Source organism: Actinophytocola gossypii (assembly GCF_025165815.1).
GTDB lineage: Bacteria > Actinomycetota > Actinomycetes > Mycobacteriales > Pseudonocardiaceae > Actinophytocola > Actinophytocola gossypii.
Genome location: NZ_JAFFZE010000004.1, coordinates 17,555 through 34,706 on the forward strand (window position 1 = coordinate 17,555; position 17,152 = coordinate 34,706).

The 17,152-nt window shown below is 68.9% G+C and carries 20 protein-coding genes; 11 read left to right on the forward strand and 9 right to left on the reverse strand.

The annotated features are described in order from the left end of the window. Positions 1-570 carry a TetR/AcrR family transcriptional regulator gene (locus JT362_RS01500; protein ID WP_260189152.1) on the forward strand — a complete coding sequence of 190 codons (570 nt, stop codon included), beginning with the start codon at positions 1-3 and terminating at the stop codon, positions 568-570. Positions 571-1,021: 451 nt separating this feature from the next. On the opposite strand, the gene JT362_RS35535 is transcribed toward JT362_RS01500, so the two are convergent. Further along, positions 1,022-1,456 carry a hypothetical protein gene (locus JT362_RS35535; RefSeq protein ID WP_375546431.1) on the reverse strand — a complete coding sequence of 145 codons (435 nt, stop codon included), beginning with the start codon at positions 1,454-1,456 and terminating at the stop codon, positions 1,022-1,024. On the opposite strand from JT362_RS35535, the gene JT362_RS01510 reads away from it, so the two are divergent. Further along, complete coding sequence (locus JT362_RS01510) at positions 1,455-1,889, forward strand: nitroreductase/quinone reductase family protein (protein WP_260189153.1); 435 nt, start codon at positions 1,455-1,457, stop codon at positions 1,887-1,889. The two genes, JT362_RS35535 and JT362_RS01510, sit on opposite strands and share 2 nt — an antisense overlap. Positions 1,890-2,044: 155 nt before the next feature. Next, a complete protein-coding gene (locus JT362_RS01515) occupies positions 2,045-2,608 on the forward strand; it encodes a DJ-1/PfpI family protein (protein WP_260189154.1) in 564 nt (187 codons plus the stop codon). Positions 2,609-2,706: 98 nt separating this feature from the next. Here JT362_RS01515 and JT362_RS01520 read toward each other — a convergent pair whose 3' ends face one another. Further along, positions 2,707-2,910, reverse strand: coding sequence for a cellulose binding domain-containing protein (locus tag JT362_RS01520; RefSeq protein ID WP_260189155.1), 204 nt, complete (start codon positions 2,908-2,910; stop codon positions 2,707-2,709). Beyond that, the gene (locus JT362_RS01525; protein WP_260189156.1) at positions 2,907-3,230 is read right to left on the reverse strand and encodes a hypothetical protein; all 324 of its coding nucleotides are present in this window, start codon (positions 3,228-3,230) and stop codon (positions 2,907-2,909) included. Before JT362_RS01525 ends, JT362_RS01520 begins: the two co-directional genes overlap by 4 nt. A gap of 471 nt (positions 3,231-3,701) precedes the next feature. On the opposite strand from JT362_RS01525, the gene JT362_RS01530 reads away from it, so the two are divergent. From JT362_RS01530 to JT362_RS01555, 6 genes are all read left to right on the forward strand, one after another. Continuing rightward, positions 3,702-4,541 (forward strand): 2-amino-3,7-dideoxy-D-threo-hept-6-ulosonate synthase, encoded by an 840-nt coding sequence (locus tag JT362_RS01530; RefSeq protein ID WP_311202652.1) that lies wholly within the window; start codon positions 3,702-3,704, stop codon positions 4,539-4,541. A gap of 28 nt (positions 4,542-4,569) precedes the next feature. Beyond that, complete coding sequence (locus JT362_RS01535) at positions 4,570-5,688, forward strand: 3-dehydroquinate synthase II (protein ID WP_260189157.1); 1,119 nt, start codon at positions 4,570-4,572, stop codon at positions 5,686-5,688. Beyond that, on the forward strand, positions 5,685-6,452 hold the full coding sequence (locus JT362_RS01540) for an amidohydrolase family protein (protein ID WP_260189158.1): 768 nt from the start codon (positions 5,685-5,687) through the stop codon (positions 6,450-6,452). The genes JT362_RS01535 and JT362_RS01540 overlap by 4 nt, the downstream gene beginning before the upstream one ends. Continuing rightward, positions 6,449-7,789, forward strand: coding sequence for an AMP-binding protein (locus tag JT362_RS01545; protein WP_260189159.1), 1,341 nt, complete (start codon positions 6,449-6,451; stop codon positions 7,787-7,789). The genes JT362_RS01540 and JT362_RS01545 overlap by 4 nt, the downstream gene beginning before the upstream one ends. Positions 7,790-7,812: 23 nt before the next feature. After that, a complete protein-coding gene (locus tag JT362_RS01550) occupies positions 7,813-8,526 on the forward strand; it encodes a class I SAM-dependent methyltransferase (protein WP_260189160.1) in 714 nt (237 codons plus the stop codon). A 212-nt stretch (positions 8,527-8,738) separates the two neighbouring features. Beyond that, entirely contained in the window at positions 8,739-10,283 is a 1,545-nt protein-coding gene (locus JT362_RS01555) for an alpha/beta hydrolase (protein WP_260189161.1), read from the forward strand. 62 nt (positions 10,284-10,345) lie between these two features. Here JT362_RS01555 and JT362_RS01560 read toward each other — a convergent pair whose 3' ends face one another. The 5 genes from JT362_RS01560 to JT362_RS01580 are packed head-to-tail and all read right to left on the reverse strand — an operon-like array spanning position 10,346 to position 15,176. Then, positions 10,346-10,540, reverse strand: coding sequence for a hypothetical protein (locus JT362_RS01560; RefSeq protein WP_260189162.1), 195 nt, complete (start codon positions 10,538-10,540; stop codon positions 10,346-10,348). Next, positions 10,537-11,403, reverse strand: a complete 867-nt coding sequence (locus JT362_RS01565; RefSeq protein ID WP_260189163.1) for a carbohydrate ABC transporter permease — start codon at positions 11,401-11,403, stop codon at positions 10,537-10,539. Before JT362_RS01565 ends, JT362_RS01560 begins: the two co-directional genes overlap by 4 nt. Then, positions 11,403-12,305 carry a carbohydrate ABC transporter permease gene (locus JT362_RS01570; RefSeq protein WP_260189164.1) on the reverse strand — a complete coding sequence of 301 codons (903 nt, stop codon included), beginning with the start codon at positions 12,303-12,305 and terminating at the stop codon, positions 11,403-11,405. The genes JT362_RS01565 and JT362_RS01570 overlap by 1 nt, the downstream gene beginning before the upstream one ends. Positions 12,306-12,342: 37 nt before the next feature. Further along, positions 12,343-13,659 carry an ABC transporter substrate-binding protein gene (locus JT362_RS01575; RefSeq protein WP_260189165.1) on the reverse strand — a complete coding sequence of 439 codons (1,317 nt, stop codon included), beginning with the start codon at positions 13,657-13,659 and terminating at the stop codon, positions 12,343-12,345. 26 nt (positions 13,660-13,685) lie between these two features. Then, positions 13,686-15,176, reverse strand: coding sequence for an alpha-N-arabinofuranosidase (locus tag JT362_RS01580; RefSeq protein ID WP_260189166.1), 1,491 nt, complete (start codon positions 15,174-15,176; stop codon positions 13,686-13,688). Between the two features lie 213 nt (positions 15,177-15,389). Here JT362_RS01580 and JT362_RS01585 point away from each other — a divergent pair, with 213 nt between their 5' ends. After that, a complete protein-coding gene (locus JT362_RS01585; protein ID WP_260189167.1) occupies positions 15,390-16,406 on the forward strand; it encodes a LacI family DNA-binding transcriptional regulator in 1,017 nt (338 codons plus the stop codon). Positions 16,407-16,419: 13 nt separating this feature from the next. Here the strand turns inward: JT362_RS01585 and JT362_RS01590 are convergent, their stop codons facing one another. Then, positions 16,420-16,884, reverse strand: coding sequence for a MarR family winged helix-turn-helix transcriptional regulator (locus JT362_RS01590; protein WP_260189168.1), 465 nt, complete (start codon positions 16,882-16,884; stop codon positions 16,420-16,422). Positions 16,885-16,965: 81 nt separating this feature from the next. On the opposite strand from JT362_RS01590, the gene JT362_RS01595 reads away from it, so the two are divergent. Further along, on the forward strand, positions 16,966-17,151 hold the full coding sequence (locus JT362_RS01595; protein WP_260189169.1) for a hypothetical protein: 186 nt from the start codon (positions 16,966-16,968) through the stop codon (positions 17,149-17,151). Position 17,152: the final 1 nt, after the last annotated feature.

Consider the following 17,152-nt stretch of genomic DNA (forward strand, 5'->3'; position numbering starts at 1 on the left):
ATGACGGCTGAACACGACACTGGCGATGGGCGCAAACTGCGCGGTCAACGTCGCCGGGCCCAGATTATCGAGGCGACGCTCGCGATCGTGCGCCGCGACGGCGCCACCGGGGTCACTCACCGCACCGTCGCCAAGGAGGCGGGGATCACCACCAGTCTGACCCTGTACTACTTCGCGACCCTAGACGACCTGCTGGTCGCCGCCCTGACCAGCGTCACGGACGAGTACACCCACCGCATCCGCCAACTCATCGAGTCCGAGGACGAGCCACTCGACGGCCTCGCCCACCTCATCGCCGAATCCGCCGGCCCGGGCCGGGAGCGGGCGCTCGCCGAGCGGGAGCTGTCGACCCTGGCGGCCCGCCGGCCCGCCCTGCGCCCCGTAGCGCGACGCTGGCGCGACAACGTCGCGGAGCTTGCCCGGACACAGACCGACGACCCCGATGCGGTTGAAGCCGTCGTCGCCCTGTCCGACGGCCTGTGCGCAGCCATCCTCCTCAACGACGAGGAGGCCGACCCGAACCACATCCGCGCTATCCTCGGCAAAGCACTACGGCGAACTCGCCAATAACCTGTTGCTGCCACCAGCGAGTCCCCACCGGCGTCAAGAACGTCCTGCCCCGCAACAGCTAGCCGCCAGAGCCACTGCCGTTCACGTGTTGGTAGCCACGGTGATCACATACTTCCGCTGGTGCTGCCTTTACATTGAATTTTCCAGAGCCAGCAGGTCACTCGTTCGGAGGCACCTTGTGACGAATCGGACATGCAGCATGAACACCGTTCGACGAAAACTGGGGGCTAGTTTGGTTGCCGTTCGTCGACATTGAGTCGAACCGGCAGTTGCGGGCGCCCGAATGGGGGCACATAGTCGCGCTAGTGCCGCATGTGAATTTCGGTATCACCGTTGCTAACCCTAACGAAAGAGCAGGGATAGAATCCCAAGGAGTCAGCAGGGACGCCGTAGGTCCTTCGGCGCAATTGGAGCAGCGATTACCGCACTGTCCCTCTGCGTAACGATCATTTCACCGGCGTCCGCTCGGACTGACCAGATAACTCACCGCACGTCGAAGGCGTCCGAAACCGCAACAACTTCCCAGGTGCCGAACGTGCCGCGGTGCACCGGATTCGAATGGCGTCGAGTGAGCAGCACAACGATCAGGATCTGGGCGTCCCACGACGTCATCGACGGGTTCCGGCCAGCAGATGATACTGGTGGCGAGGGTGAGGAAGCCGTGGTGGATGTCGGTGCGGCGCTCCCAGCGTTCGGCGAGGCGCCGGAACTGGTGGAGCAGGGCCAGGGTCTGCTCCACGACCCAGCTGACCGGTTGGTTGTTGTCGCGGGTGCCGCGCCTGCTGATCAACGGCCGGATGCCGCGTTGGCGGAGCAGGCGGCGGTATTTGAGGAATACCAGCGGGGGAAAGCACGTTCCCAGCATCGACGAAAGGGGAACGGACATGACCGAGCAGGCAGTGGACTTCAACACCCAGGTGATCGACACGTTCCGCGCCAACGGCGGCGTTGTCGGGGGGCCCTTCGAGGGCAAGCGGCTGGTGCTGATGCATCACGTCGGCCGCGTCTCCGGCCGCGAGCGGGTCGCACCGCTGGTCGCCGCCAGCGACGGGGACGCCTACCTCGTGTGCGGCTCCATGGGCGGCGCCCCGCAGGACCCGGCCTGGGTCGCCAACATCGAGGCCGGACCAGGCACGACGACCATCGAACTCGGCGACCAGACGCTGCGGGCGCGCACCACCGTCGTGCGGCCGACGTCGGCGGACTGGCCTCGGCTCTACGGCATCTGGTCGGCGTACTGGCCCGACGCCGCGGAGTACGAGACTCGCACGTCCCGCAAGTTCCCCATTGTCCGGCTCGAGCCGGTGGACCCGTCGTAGAACTCGGTGCGGTCCGCCGCTCTTGACGTCTCCCGTCGACAGCGGGCTATGGTGGGATGCCTTCCCTCGAACACGACCGGCGGCGTGCGCGCGGGTATTTGGGAGCGCTCCCGAGGGAGGGTCATCTGTTCGTTTCTGACCGCGAGGGGAACGACATGGCACGTGTACTGGTTCTGACCGGCGACGCCGCCGAGGAGCTCGACTCGATGTACCCGGTCTTCCGCCTGCGCGAGGGCGGTCACCAGGCGGTCGTCTCCGCCCCGACGACCCGGCCGGTGAAACTGGTTGTGCACGACTTCGAGCCGGACTGCGACGCCTACACCGAGAAGCCCGGCCACCTGCTGCCCGTGGACCTGGCGTTCGCCGACGTGGCGCCGGAGGACTACGACGCGCTCGTCATCCCGGGCGGGCGCGCGCCGGAGTACCTCCGCACCGACGCCGACGTGGCACGGATCGTCCGGCACTTCTTCGACCGAGGGCTCCCGGTCGGCACGATCTGCCACGGCCCGCAGGTGCCGGCCGCGCTGGGTCTCCTGCGGGGCCGGACCACGGCCGCCTTCCCGCCGCTGAAGGCGGATGTGGAGTTCGCGGGCGCCATCTTCGTCGACGGGCCGGACGTCGTGGACGGGAACATGGTGTCGTGCAGGGGCTGGCCGGATCTGCCCGAGTGGTCGCGTGCCTTCATGGCGGTGCTGGAGAAGGCGGCGCTGGCGACCTGACGGCGCGGTGATCGACAACCGGACGCCGGCCCGTCGTCGGGCCGGCGTCCGGCGCCGTTGGGGGAAGGAGCGTCAGGCGACCGTGCAGGACGCGCCGTTCAGCGTGAACGACGCCGGCTCACCGGTGTCGCCGGTGTGGCTGGCCTGGAAGCCGTGCTGACCGACGCGCCGGGCGCGATGCCCGGGTTGTGCGTCACGTTCCTCGCCGTCACCTGTACGGACGTGGGTGAGTAGTTCGCGTTCCACCCGGAGGTGATCGTCTGGCCGGCCGGGAGGGTGAAGATCAGCGACCACCCGTTCACCGCGCTGGTGCCGGTGTTGGTGATCGTGATCTCCGAGGTGAGGCGCCGTTCCAGGCGTTGACCGTGTCGGTGACCCGGCAGGCGCCCGGCTCGGGGTCGGGATCCGGGTCGGGGTCGGTGGTCTGGAACTGGGTAATGAGCCGCCACACCTCGCCGGAGGCCCACGTCTGCCAGCCTTGGCCGCCACCGGCGATCGGGGCCGGGTCGCCGCCGCCGAAGCTGAACTGGTTGCGGTTGGCCGACGCGCCGAGCGTGTCCGCTGCGCTCGCTGGTGTCGCGGACAGCACGAGCCCGGCCGCCGCGACGCCCGCGGTGGCCAAGGCCGTTGTGACCGCTGTCGTGATGGCGGCGGCGACGGCTCTGACCCGTCCGTGCCGCGCGGGTTTCCGGTGGTCATGGCAATCCTCTTTCGCCGTGGTCGTTAGTAGGGCGAGTTGGTTCCCGCGCCGTGTTCCGCGCGGTCCGCGGCCGGGATCTGGGTTGATGCACCCGGTCACCGCCCCGTCCGCACCACTGCCCGGACGGGTGAGATGCCGGAAGGGGCCAGCCAACTTCCTCCTCGGCGCTTGGGTGCGCGATGCGGCGGCTACCAGGCCCACATTGGGCGCGTTCCACAGCGTTACCGACTGATTACCATGTGTCATCACACGGGCGTTGCGTCGCTGGATGGGCTGGTCCGGGCTTTGCCAGGTGGGATTCACGGGCGAGAGGGAAGCCTCGTCGTGCGATGACAAAGGGCGGTTGCTGAAACCGTGGTGACAGGGAGGGAATCTCAAGGTGCGCGGAAAACTGTGCGGATCATCGACATGAACTCCTACGGCACTTTCGGCCGCCAGCTACGGCTTCAACGCCTGCACAAGCACACCGACGAACGACTGTTCATCGTGCCGATGGACCACTCGGTCACCACCGGGCCGATCAGCGGAGGGGGCGGGCTGAGCGCGCTGGTCCGTCAGATATCCGCGAACGGCGCGGACGCCGTGGTACTGCACAAGGGCACCGCGCGGCAGGTGGACCACCGGTGGTTCGCGGGCACCTCGCTGATCGTGCATCTCAGCGCCAGCACCGTGTGCGCCGCCGACCCCGACGCGAAGTACCTGGTCGCCTCGGTGGAGGAATCGGTTCGTCTCGGCGCGGACGCGGTCAGTGTCCACGTCAACCTCGGCTCGCGGGACGAGCGGCAGCAGATCAGCGACCTCGCGCTGGTCGCCGATCAATCCGACCGCTGGGGCGTGCCCCTGCTGGCGATGATGTACCCCAGGGGGCCGAAGATCGACGACCCGGGCAACCCCGAGCTGATAGCGCACGCCGCGACCGTGGCGGCCGACCTCGGAGCCGACATCGTCAAGCTCCCCCCGCCCAACTCCGTCTCCGACCTGGCCGACGTGGTGGACGCCTGTCCGATTCCGGTCGTCGTCGCCGGCGGCGCCCCGCGCGGTGATCTCGACCAGCTCGTGTCCTACGTCGACGGCGTGATGATGACCGGCGCCAGCGGAGTCGCCGTCGGCCGCAACATATTCCAGGCACCGGACGCCACGGCCGCCACGCGCCGGGTCGCCGAGTCGGTGCACCGGGTCGCGGAGGCCATTCCGCCGGCCCGCATGGCTTCATTGCAGACCAACATCGGGTGATTATCCGTACGCACGAGGAGCACTTGCCGTGAAACTCTGTTGGCTCGACGTCCGCCCACTTGCCGAGGCGAAGGCCGCCGTCATCCAGGAGGCGCTGCACCACCGGTTCGACGCGGTCCTCAGCGACGACCCGGCGGACCTGGTGCCCCTGCCGCCCACCGTGCGGCGGGTGTTGTTCGCCGCACGCGGTGACATCCATCGACAGCTCGACGACGTCGACCTCGATGCGATCGACGTCGTCGTGGTCGACCCTGGGCGGCACGGTACGACCGCCGCACTTGCCCAGCGGTACCCGGCGGTGCGGTTCGGCGTCTTCGTCGAGATCGTGGACGCACCATCGCTCGAACTGGCGTGCCAGGCGGCGCGCACCGAGCAGTGGAGCGTGCTGCGATTCCGCGACCCGACGAAGATCCCGTTGGAGATCGTCATCGCCGCGGCCGCGGGCGCCGAGGGCAGCATCATCACCGTGGCTGAGGACGTCATGGAGGCGGAGATCATCTACGGCGTCCTCGAACACGGTTCCGACGGTGTGCTGCTGGCCCCGGACGCCGTAGGCCAGGCCGCCGCCCTCAAGGCCGCCGCACAGGACGCGCCGAGCGAACTGAAACTGGTCGAACTGCGGGTGACCTCGACCAGCCACGTGGGCATGGGCGAGCGGGCCTGCGTGGACACCTGCACCTACCTGCGCCAGGACGAGGGAATCCTGGTCGGTTCGCACTCCAAGGGAATGGTGCTGTGCGTGAGCGAGACCCATCCCCTGCCGTACATGCCGACCCGGCCGTTTCGGGTGAACGCGGGTGCCATCCACTCCTACACGCTCGGCAACGACAGCAGGACCAACTACCTCAGCGAACTACGCGCGGGATCGAAGGTTCTCGCGGTCGATGTCCAGGGCCAGACCAGGCTGGTCACCGTGGGCCGGGTCAAGATCGAGTCCCGGCCGCTGCTCGCCATCGACGCGGTGGCCGCGGACGGCACCGAGGTCAACCTGATCGTCCAGGACGACTGGCATGTCCGTGTGCTGGGTCCTGGTGGGAAGGTGTTCAACTCCACCGAACTGGAGCCCGGGGACATCCTGCTGGGTTACCTGCCCACGCAGGACCGGCACGTGGGATACGCCATCGACGAGTTCTGCGTGGAACAATGACCGGGGCGCCACAACAGGTCTTCGACTTCCACGTCCGCCTGCTGCCGTCCGAGGGTGCACTCGAACGTCTGCTGAACGCCTTGGACCGCAACGGAATCGACCGCGCCGTGGCCTGCGCCGCCGGCATGATCCGCCCGGATGTGCTGTCCCGGCAGCTGATCGAGGGAGGCCATGTCCGGACCAGCGCGAACAACGACGCGGTGCTCGCCGGCTGCGCCGCGTCCAACGGGCGGTTGGTGCCGTTCTACTTCGCCAACCCGCACGACCCGGTCGAGCTGTACCAGGCCCGCGCCGCGGAGTTCCGAGGTCTGGAGATCTCACCCGCGGTGCACGGCGTCGAGCTGACCGACCAGCGGGTCCACCAGTTGGTCGAGGTCGCGGCGGCACACCGCCATCCGGTGTACGCGGTCGGCGTCCAGCGCGCCGGGTGCGGCGTGGCCGAGTTCGCCAAGCTCGCACGCCAGTTTCCCGACCTGCCGTTCGTGCTGGGCCATCTCGGTATCGGCCAGATCGACTTCCACGGCGTGAACCTGATTCGCGACGTGGACAACGCGCTGGTCGAGACCTCCGGCGGCTATTCGAGTGTGGCCATGGCCGCCGTCGAGCGACTGGGCGCCCACCGAGTGCTGTTCGGCAGCGAGTACCCGATGCAGGATCCGAGCCTGGAACTGCTCAAGATCCAGGTGCTCGGACTCGATCAGCCGCAGTTGGAGCTGGTGATGTCCGGCAACGCCCGCCGGCTGCTGGGAGAGGAACAGCCGTGACGACACAGGAGTTCGCGACCACGTCCCCCGACGACCTCGATCCGCTGCCGCCCGGCCTGGGCGGGTGGGACTCGGCGGAGGCGTTGGTCGCCCAACAGGACGAGCAGTTGGCGGTAGCCCTGGAGTGGGCCGCCCGTTCACCGTTCTACCAGGCGAGGTTCGACGCCGGGGTGACCCCGCGCAACCGGGTCGACCTGGCGGCATTGCCACTGACGACCAAACAGGACCTGCGCGACAACTATCCATTCGGGATGCTCGCGGTTCCCATGCGGCGGTTGGCGACCTACCACGAGTCCAGCGGGAGCGCGGGGACTCCGACCGCGTCCTACTACACGGCCGAGGACTGGGTCGACGTCGGGGACCGCTACGCCCGCAAATGGGTCGGCATCACCGCCGCGGACATGCTGCTGGTGCGCACTCCCTACGCACTCATGATCACCGGCCACATGGCCCAGGAGGGGGCACGCGGCAGAGGCGCGACCGTGGTTCCCGCCGACAACCGGTCGTTGCTCATGCCCACCTCCAGGGTGCTGCGTCTGCTGCACGACCTGCCGGTCACGCTGACCTGGTCACTGCCGACCGCGACCCTCATGTGGGCACGCGCGGCCGGGCTCGCCGGGCTGCGGCCCGACACGGACTTTCCCGAACTGCGTGCGTTGTTCGTCGGCGGCGAACCACTCAGCAGCGCTCGGCAGGCCAGGATCAGCCAGCTGTGGGGCGTTCCGGTCGTCAACGACTACGGATCCACCGAGACCGGGCCGCTGGCCGGACAGTGCCGGCACGGCACGCTGCACCTGTGGGCCGACCGGGCGATCTTCGAGGTGTACGACCCGGTCAGCGGACGGATCACCGCGCAGGGCCGAGGGCAGCTCGTGGTCACCCCGCTCTACCGCCAGGCGATGCCGTTGCTCCGGTACAACGTCGCCGACCAGGTCGAGATCTCCTACGAGGACTGCCCGTGCGGCTGGCGGCTGCCGTCGGTGCGGGTGCTGGGCCGGGCCGGTTTCGGGTACCGCGTCGGCGGCCGGCTCGTTCAGCAGGTGGACATCGAGCAAGCGGTGTTCACGTTGCCCGCGCGGCACGAGGTCATGTTCTGGCGGGCACGTGTGGTGCCCACCGGCCTCGAGGTCCAGATCGAGGTTCCCGACCGCGAGCGCGAAGCCGCCCGCGCGGCGCTGCGGACCGTTCTGGAGCGTGACCTCGGTGTTCCGGCCCAGGTCGACGGTTGTCCGCCCGGCACGTTGGTGTCCGACCGCGTGTTGACCGAGATCGAACGAACAGCCAAGCCACGCGCGTTGTTCGACAACGGCGAGGACTGGGATGAAGCGCTGCAGTAGCCGACACCGACGGGAGATTTCGCGTGACCACGACAAGCTCCGCTCCTGGGCACCTGAACTTCGAGGAGCTGTACCAGAACGACTCGGCGGCGAACGGCGACATTCCGTGGGACATCGGGCGCCCGCAGCCGGTGCTGGTCGACATCGTCGAAGCCGGGGAGGTGCGGGGAGACGTGCTCGACATCGGCTGCGGCCTGGGCGACAACTCGATCTTCCTCGCCGCCCGGGGCTACCGGGTCACCGGAGTGGACGTCGCGCCGAGCGCGCTGGCCAAGGCGCGGGAGCGGGCCGGGGAGCTGGACATCGACTTCCGGGTCGGTGACGCCACCGAGCTGGCGGGGCTGGAAAACCGGTTCGACACCGTCATCGACAGTGCGCTCTACCACTGCCTGACCGAGGAGGACCGGCACAGGTACCTCGATGCGCTGTACCGCGCGGCGCGGCCTGGCGCGGTCCTGCACGTGTTCTGCTTCTCGGAGGCCCTGCCGGCCTCGATTCCGGGTCCGTTCCGGATCAGCGAGCGGAACCTGCGGGAGACGGTCGGTCGCAGGTGGACGATCACGCGCCTGCGACCGGCCTTCTACGACACGTCGCCCCCTCAGGAGGCGTTCGCCAGGGTGGTGGACGCGGCGTTGCCGGACGCCAGGTCGCGGGCGGACGCGCTGGCCAAGGTGCCGACGGACGGCCACGGCGGCACGCGGAAGCCCATCTGGCAGCTGGCCGCCACGCGCGGGTGAAACGTCGCCGAGAGCGCCGCTGTCCCCCGTGAGGACTACAGAAGTGTCCACGCCAAGGGGATTCGTGGCGCCACGGTCTCCTCATAGGTTTCGTCGTCGTCGCCGGGCGACGACGACAGGGCGTCGCCGGCACGCCGAGAACCTGGAGGGCGAGGGCGTTGAAGACGATGCAACGGTCAGCGGGAACCGGTATCCCCCGGAGGTCCGCCAAGGTGGTGATCGCGGTGGCGCTCACCGTCGCCGCGGTGGCCGCCTGTGACGTCGCCGCGGAGGAGGACGCGGCTAGTGAGGACGCACCACCGGTCGTCGACGAGGCGGCCGACGCGCCGCGCGTCAGTTGGGGCACGTGCCCGGAGTTGGCCGAGGGCGCCAGTCGCGACCCCCGGCTCACCTGCGGAACGGTGGAGGTTCCGCTGGACTACCGCAACCCCGGTGGCGAGAAGATCGAGGTGGCCGTCTCGAAGCTGCCGGCGGCGAAGTCCCGCGACCGCCGCGGTGTCCTGCTGCTGAACCCGGGCGGCCCGGCGTTGCCCGGGCTGGACACACCGGGTGCCGTGGCGCCGACCCTGCCGCCGTCGGTGCTGGCGGCCTACGACCTGATCGGCTTCGACCCGCGCGGGGTCGGGCACAGCACCCCGCAGAGCTGCGGCCTCGACGACCCGTCGCTCGCCGGCCTCTTCCCGTACCCGGCCGCGGACGGCTCGATCACCGCGAACGTCGACGCCGCCCGCACCGGCGCCGAACGGTGCGCGACGAACGCCGGCGAGAAGCTCCGGTACTTCACCACCGCCAACACGGCCAGGGACATGGACCGCATCCGCGCGGCGCTCGGTGCGGAGAAGATCTCCTACTGGGGTCAGTCCTACGGCACCTACCTCGGCGCCGTCTACGCCGCACTGTTCCCGGATCGCGCCGACCGGGTGGTGCTCGAGGGCAACGTCGACCCCACGAAGGTCTGGGCCAACGCGAAGGACAACTGGGGCAAGGCCATGTCGGAACGCTTCCCCGACGCGGCCGAGGTCGCCGCGGCGCAGCACGCCACGCTCGGGCTGGGCGACACCGTCGACGAGGTCACCCAGACCTACCTCGCACTCGCCGACCGCCTCGACCGCACCCCCGCACCCGTCCCCGACACCCCACTGGCCCTGACGGGTTCGATGCTGCGCACCGTCACCTACAGCCTCCTGCTGAACAACGAGAGCCTCCCGATGCTCGCGCAGTTCTGGAAGGCCGCCGTCGGGCTGGCCGACGGCACGCTCACCGAGGCGGACGGCCAGGTGTTGGAGCAGGTGTTCGCCTCGCCGCCGCCGACCCCGGGCGTGCCGGCCGACAACCAGGCCACCATGTTCCTGGCACTGACCTGTGGCGACGCGCGGTGGTCCGACGACGTCGACGAGTACGCCCGCCGCACCGCCGAGGACCGCGCGGCCTGGCCGCTCACCGCGGGGATGCCCGCCAACATCTGGGCGTGCGCGTTCTGGCCGAAGCCGATCGAAGAACCCGTCCGCGTGACCGACGAGGGACCGCGCAACACGCTGATCCTGCAGAACCGCAGGGACAACGCCACACCGTGGGAGGACGGCCTCGGGCTGTACGAGGTCCTCGGCGAGCGAGCGGCGTTCGTCGGCGCGGACAACGGCGGGCACTACGTCTACAACGAAGGCTCCACGTGCGTGGACGAGGCGACGGTGACGTTCCTGACCACCGGCCAGCTCCCGGACGAGAAGGTCTACTGCACCGACGTCGCCCCTCGGTGACCTTGGTCGCTGGACGGGGAACTCCTGGTGGCTCGGCCGAGCCACCAGGAGTTCCGCCAGCATCAGGCGCCGGGACGGCGACGGGCCGGCCGGGGGCGGCGGGCCGGTTCGTCCTCAGGCACGAAGTAGTCCGGGTAGCGCTCCTCGAACGCCTCAAGGTGGTCGAGGACCAGGCGGAGGTGCCGGACGAGCACGGCCTCCGCGGAGCCGCGTTCCCCGGTCAGCGCCCCGTCCACGAGCCGCATGGTCGTGTTCACCCCTTCACCGCGCCGGTCAGGCCGCTGATGATTCGGCGTTGGAAGATGGAGAAGAAGACGAGCGCGGGGATCATCGACAACGAGACGAACGCCAGCACGCGCGCGGTGTCCACCGAGTACTGCGTCGCGAACGCCTGCACTCCCAGTGGGAGGGTGTACAAATCGTTGTCGCTGAGCAGGAACAGTGGCAGCAGGTAGCTGTTCCAGCTCGCCACGAAGGCCAGGATCCCTACGGTCGTCACGCCGGGCAGGGACAGTGGAACCACCATCCGGACGAAGAAGCCGAGGCGGCTCGCGCCGTCGATGAGTGCGGCCTCCTCCAACTCCTTCGGGATGGCTCGGAGAAACGGCACCAGGATGATCACGGTGGTCGGCATGGCGAACGCGATCTGCGGCAGGATGACCCCGGCCAACGTGTCGGTCAGTCCGAGGTCGCGCACCATGATGTAGAGCGGGGTGATCGCCACCGTGACGGGGAACATGAGCCCCGCGGCGAAGAGCGAGTACATCAGGTGCTTGGCCTTGAACGGGTAGCGGGCGATCACGAAGCTGGCCATGAGACCGAGCACGACGACCCCGACCGTGGTGCCGACCGCCGCGATCACCGAGTTGGCGAGCTGCTGCCAGAAGACCTCGCCGGTCAGCACGCCGATGTAGTTGCCGATCTCCCAGGGGTCTGGCAGGCCGGCCGGCGACCGGATGATCTGGGAGTTCGTCCGGAACCCACCCAGAATGATGTAGACGGCGGGCGCCAGACAGAGGCCGACCAGGGCGAACGCCACCAGGTAGGCGGCCAGGCTCCCTCGCCCGCTCACCGCCGGGTGGTCGTCACCGCGAGTGCGGGATGCGACAGCAGTGGACATCAGGCCACGCCTTCGGTCAGCGCGCCCTCGGTGTCACGGCGCAGCACGTATCGCTGATAGACGAGCGCGATCACGAGCGAGATCAGGAAGATCACCACGGCGACGGCGCTGCCGTAGCCGTACTCGCCGGAGATCCGGCCGTTGGCCACCATGTACGTCGCCATCGTCGACGTCCCCGCGATGTCGGCCACGTACTGGCCCCAGATCACGTACACCAGGTCGAACACCTGCAGTGAGCCGATGATGGACAGGAACGCCCAGATCCTGATGGTCGGACCGAGCAGCGGCAGCGTGATGTGCCACTGCGTCCGCCAGTACGACGCGCCGTCGATCGCGGCCGCCTCGCGTAGCTCGTCGGGGATCCCCTGCAGGCCGGCGAGCATGAGGATGACCGCGAACCCGATGTACTTCCACACCAGGATCAGCATCAGCGACCAGATCGCGACGTCCGGATCGGCGAGCCAGTCCATCGCCAGGCCACCGAGGCCGATCCGGTCGAGCACGTCGTTGACCGCCCCGGTGGGGTGCAGCATGAGGCTGAACCCGATCGCGACGATGACCTCCGAGATCACGTACGGAACGAAGATCAACACTCGGATGAGGTCGCGCCCGCGCATCTTCCGGTTCAGCAGCAGGGCGATCCCGATCGCCGCCGGCCCCTGCAGGATCAGCGACATGACCAGGATGAACCCGTTGTGCCACATCGCCTCCAGGAACGCGTTGTCGGTGAGGATCAGCTCGTAGTTGCGCAGGCCGACGAACTCGGTGGGGATCCCGTAGCCGCTCCAGTCGAAGAAGCCGTAGTACCCGGCCATGAGGACGGGCACGATCACGAACGTGACGAAGACGACGACCCCTGGGCCGGCGAGCAGCGCGATCTCCGCCCACCGGCGCCAGGGCACCCGACTCCGAGCCGACCTCCTGGTCACGTGGTCGTCCCTATTCCCGCTCGGCCGCCGCGGTGATCGCCGCGACCAACCCAGCGGGATCCGTCTCCCCGGTCAGCAGCTCCACGACCGCCTGGTTCAGCACGGTGCCGACCTGCTGGCCATAGTTGGTGTCCAGGAAGTCCGACACGTAGGTCGCCTCGTTCAGGGCTTCGATCATCTGCTTGTCGTAGTCGTTCCGCACCACGTCCTGGGCGTCGACGTGCAGCGGTATCGAACCGAACGCGGTGTAGAAGCTCTCCTGGTTCTTCTCCGAGTTCATCAGCGCGAGGAACTCGGCGCACAGCGTCTTCGGCGCACCGGCCGAGCAGGAGAATCCACCCTTGCCACCCATGAGCGCCGTCGCGTCACCGTGGCCGGACTGCACCTGCGGGAACGGGAACCAACCCAGGTCGGGAAGCGGTTCCTGGTTCGGGGTGAGGTCCTTGACGACGCCGGGCTCCCAGGAGCCCATGAGCTCCATGGCGGCCTTGTGGTTGGCGAGCAGGCCGGCCGAACTGCTGGCGCCCTGCTGCGCGGACGTGTTCAGGAAGCCCTCGTTGAACGGTTCGAGGGCAGCCAGGTCGACGACGTCCTCGGCCGCGTTCTCGTAGCACGGGTCGGAGAAGTCCAGCGACTCGTTCGTCGCCTCCAGGGTGTCCGCCGAGCACTCGCGCAGCGCGAAGAAGTAGTACCAGTGTGCGGCGGGCCAGGCGTCCTTGCCACCGAGCGCGATCGGGGTGATACCCGCGCCCTTGAGCTTCTGGATCGCGTCGGCAAGGTCGTCGACCGTCTTCGGCGTCTCGGTGATGCCCGCCTGCCGGAACAGGTCCTTGCTGTACCAGATGCCACCGGGCTGCACCAGCTGCGGTGCGGCCAGCAACCTGCCGTCGAGGGTGAGCGCTTCGTACGGTGCGTCGCCGAGCTTCTCGCGCAGCTCGGCGGAATCGACCGCGCTGCCGGTGAGGTCGAGGAGCTGGTTCGCCTCGGCCATGTCCCGCATCTTGCCGCCGCCGCGCTGCAGGAAGACGTCCGGTGCGTCACCGGAGTTCAACGCCGTCTGGAGCTTGCCGTCCAGTTCCTCGTTCTGGATGTGCTGGGCCTCGACGGTGACGTTCTCGTGCGTGGCCTCGAACTCCTCGGCCACGCCGTCGAACCAGGCCAGACCGGCCTCGCCGGTGTAGTTGGTCCAGACGGTGAGGGTGTACGGATCGCCCTCCTGGTAGTCGCTGGCTTCCGGACCTGTCGAACAGGCCGACAGCGCGAGGGCTGCCGCGACCGTGCCTGCCAGAACGACCTGCGTCCCGGAGCGGTACCTGCGTGGCATCATTGACGACTCCCTTGTTGTCGCGGCGATCAGGTCAGCTGGAGTTCAGCTGCGAGGTAGGAGTGCGGCGGCAACTCGACGAGCAGGCCGCGCGGATGCTCGCGCACGCCGTCGAACACGACGGGTGCCACGGCGGACGGACTGTGCGGGGTGTTGTGCGACGCCGGCGTCGGTGCGGTGAGAATCCGTGCGCCTCGACACCGTGCGGTGCGTCCGCGCAGGTCGAGCACGACCTCGACCGGGGAGCCGATGTCCAGGTTGGCCAGCGAGACGAGCGCGCTGTCGTCTCTGGTCGAGGCCGTGACGGAGACGAGGTCGAGCTGTCGCCCGTCCGACTCGACGGTCGGCACGTCGCGCAGGTGGACGTCCAACGACGCCGCGTCGTGGTGGCCCGTGCTCATCTCGAACACGTGGTAGGTGGGCGTGCGCACGAGCACGCCGGACTCCGGATCGGTGAGCAGCACCGCCTGGAGCACGTTGACCGTCTGGGCGATGTTGGCCATGACCACCCGGTCGGCGTGCCGGTGGAAGGCGTCGAAGTGCACCGCGGCCACCAGGGCGTCGCGCAGCGTGTTCTGCTGGTACAGGAACGCCGGATCGGTGCCCGGCTCGACGTTCCACCAGGTGCCCCATTCGTCGACCACGAGCCCGACCTTGCGGTGCGGGTCGTAGCGGTCCATCACCGTGCTGTGCCGAGTGAGGTACTCCGCCATGACCGAGGCGCGGGACAACGCGACGTACCATTCGTCGTCGGTGAAGCGGGTCGCCGCGCCCTTGTCCGACCAGGAACCGGTCATCGTGTAGTAGTGCAGCGACAGCGCCTGGAACGGCCCCGCCGGCGCGTCCGGGTCGGCGGCCAGGTCGTCGAACGAGCGCATCATGGTCTCGGTCCACTCGTAGTCGCCGTCGCTCGGGCCGACGGCGATCCGGTAGACCTTGTTGTCGCCCTGGTCGCGCACGAACGTCGAGTAGTGGCGGGCCAGGGACGCGTACTGTTCGGCGCGCATGTTGCCGCCACACCCCCAGGCCTCGTTGCCGATTCCCCAGAACGGGACGCGCCACGGCTCGTCCCGCCCGTGTGCCCGGCGCGACGCGGCCATCGGCGAGTCGTCGGCGCGGGTGAGGTATTCGACCCACTCCGCCAGCTCGCGTACCGAGCCGGAGCCGACGTTGCCCGACACGTACGGCTCCGCGCCCAGCTGCTCACAGAGATCGAGGAACTCGTGGGTGCCGAAGGAGTTGTCCTCGACGACGTCGCCCCAGTGGCCGTTCACCATCCGCGGCCGCCGCTCGCGTGGCCCGACGCCGTCGCGCCAGTGGTAGGTGTCGGCGAAGCAGCCCCCCGGCCACCGCAGGTTCGGGATCCGCAGTGCCCGTAGCGCCTCGACGACGTCCGAACGGACGCCGCGGACGTTCGAAACTTTCGGATCCTCGCCAACCCAGAACCCGCCGTGGACGCACCTGCCGAGGTGCTCGGCGAAGTGACCGTACACGTGCCGGGAGATGACCCGACCAGGCAAGTCCAGATTGATGATCGCCGTAGTCGTCATGTCGCCTTCCGGTGGGGACAGGGGCCGCGACGCACTTCGAAAGTTTCGCTAGTTTATCGTTATACTTTCGACGGAACAGAGTCGCGACTAAACACCCCGTCGTCAAGCCGGGGACCGCACATCGTCGCCGTTTCGTGACTGATCGACATACGCTCCAGCACCCGGGCTGAGAGAGTGACCGTCATGGGACGACGCACCGTCACGATGAACGACGTGGCACGCGAGGCCGGCGTGTCGGTGATGACCGTGTCGAACGTGCTCAACGACCGGTCGAACGTCGGGCCCGAGACTCGGCAGCACGTACTGGAAGTCGTCGACCGGCTCGGCTACGAGGTCAACCTGACCGCCCGACGCCTCCGATCGGGGCGGACCGGCACGGTCGGCCTGATCGTGCCCAGGTTCGACCTGCACTACTACGGCGAGTTGGCGTCCCTGATCTCGGACGCGCTGGCGGCGGACCGGATGCACCTCGTCGTCGAACAGTCGGGCGCGAGCCGGGAACGCGAGCTCTCCGCGCTCTCGCTCGCCCGGCTCCAGCAGTACGACGGCGTCCTGCTCAGCGCCGTCGGGCTGGACATGGCCGACCTGGACCGGATCCACCCGGATCTGCCGATCGTGCTGCTCGGCGAGCAGGACGTGCCGGACCGCTACCACCGCGTCCACATGCGCAACGTCCCCGGAGCGCGACTGGCCACCGAACACCTGATCACCCGCGGCGCGCGCCGAATCGCGGTGCTGGGCGGCAAACTCACCGCGCCTCGCCAGGAGATGGCGACCCATCGCGCGAACGGCTGGTCCGACGCGCTCGCCGACGCGGGTCTTGATCCCCGCCCCGACCTCGTGATCCCACTCCAGGACTATTCGATCGCGGAGGCGCGAGCCAGGATCACCGATGTGCTGGCCGCCGGGCTGGAGATCGACGGCGTCTTCGCCGTGACGGACGAGGTCGCGATCGGCGCCCTGGCCGGCCTCCACGATGCCGGGTTGCGGGTTCCGGATGACGTCCAGCTCGTCGGGTTCGACAACCTCGACATCTCCGCGCACCTCACCCCCGGCCTGACGACCATCGACCCCGATCGCCCCACGATGGTGGCCGAGTCACTGCGCCTGCTGCGCCGACAGCTCGAGGACAAGAACGCCGCCCCGGAACACGTCGTCGGCACCGTCTCGCTCGTGATCCGGGGCAGCACCAGGAACTAGGCCGGCGGGTCGGTCATGCGTACACGTCGGGGAGCCGGCCGAGGACCCGTTCGAGCGCGGGTCCGATGACCTCCAGCTCGGCGTCGGTGAGCGCGTCGATGAAGTAGCGCCGAACGGCGGCGACGTGCGCGGGAGCGGCGGCGACGATCGACGCCCGGCCCGCGTCGGTGAGCCGGACCATCGACCCGCGGGCGTCCTCGCCGCACTCCTCACGGGCGACCAGTCCGCGCTTCTCCATCCGGCTGACCTGGTGGGAAACCCGGCTGCGCTCCCAGCCGACCATCCGGCCGAGGTCACGCGCGCGCACCACCCCGTCCGGGGCCTCCGACAGCGGCACCAACAGCGTGTACTCGGCCCCGGACAGCCCCGCGTCCCGAACCAACTCTCGCTCCAGCGCGGCGATCAGCCGCTGCAGCACGCCGATCACCCCGCGCCACGCACGCGCCTCCCGCTCGTCGAGCCAACGCGTCTCAGCCATCCGCGAAGGCTACCAGGGATGTTGACATGTCATCGAAAGTCGCATAGACGTAGACACGTCAACAAAATGAGGAGCAACCCGATGAGCGACCTCGTGCTCGGCCTCGACACCTTCGGTGACGTGCCGGAACAGGCCGAGGCGATCCGTCAGGTCGTCACCGAGCCGACCCTCGCCGACGAGGTCCGCGCCGTGCTCGCGCGTTTCCCCGGCTCCCCGCGCGGCCGCACCGTCGCGCGCGCTCGCGACCGGCCGGTCGCGAGCCGGTAGT

What these genes read in the sequence shown, in the direction of transcription:
- JT362_RS01500 (WP_260189152.1), top strand. Translation starts at nt 1, where the DNA reads ATGACGGCTGAACACGACACTGGCGATGGGCGCAAACTGCGCGGTCAA.
- JT362_RS01510 (WP_260189153.1), top strand. Translation starts at nt 1,455, where the DNA reads ATGACCGAGCAGGCAGTGGACTTCAACACCCAGGTGATCGACACGTTC.
- JT362_RS35535 (WP_375546431.1), bottom strand. Translation starts at nt 1,456, where the DNA reads ATGTCCGTTCCCCTTTCGTCGATGCTGGGAACGTGCTTTCCCCCGCTG.
- JT362_RS01515 (WP_260189154.1), top strand. Translation starts at nt 2,045, where the DNA reads ATGGCACGTGTACTGGTTCTGACCGGCGACGCCGCCGAGGAGCTCGAC.
- JT362_RS01540 (WP_260189158.1), top strand. Translation starts at nt 5,685, where the DNA reads ATGACCGGGGCGCCACAACAGGTCTTCGACTTCCACGTCCGCCTGCTG.
- JT362_RS01565 (WP_260189163.1), bottom strand. Translation starts at nt 11,403, where the DNA reads ATGTCCACTGCTGTCGCATCCCGCACTCGCGGTGACGACCACCCGGCG.
- JT362_RS01575 (WP_260189165.1), bottom strand. Translation starts at nt 13,659, where the DNA reads ATGATGCCACGCAGGTACCGCTCCGGGACGCAGGTCGTTCTGGCAGGC.
- JT362_RS01585 (WP_260189167.1), top strand. Translation starts at nt 15,390, where the DNA reads ATGGGACGACGCACCGTCACGATGAACGACGTGGCACGCGAGGCCGGC.
- JT362_RS01590 (WP_260189168.1), bottom strand. Translation starts at nt 16,884, where the DNA reads ATGGCTGAGACGCGTTGGCTCGACGAGCGGGAGGCGCGTGCGTGGCGC.
- JT362_RS01595 (WP_260189169.1), top strand. Translation starts at nt 16,966, where the DNA reads ATGAGCGACCTCGTGCTCGGCCTCGACACCTTCGGTGACGTGCCGGAA.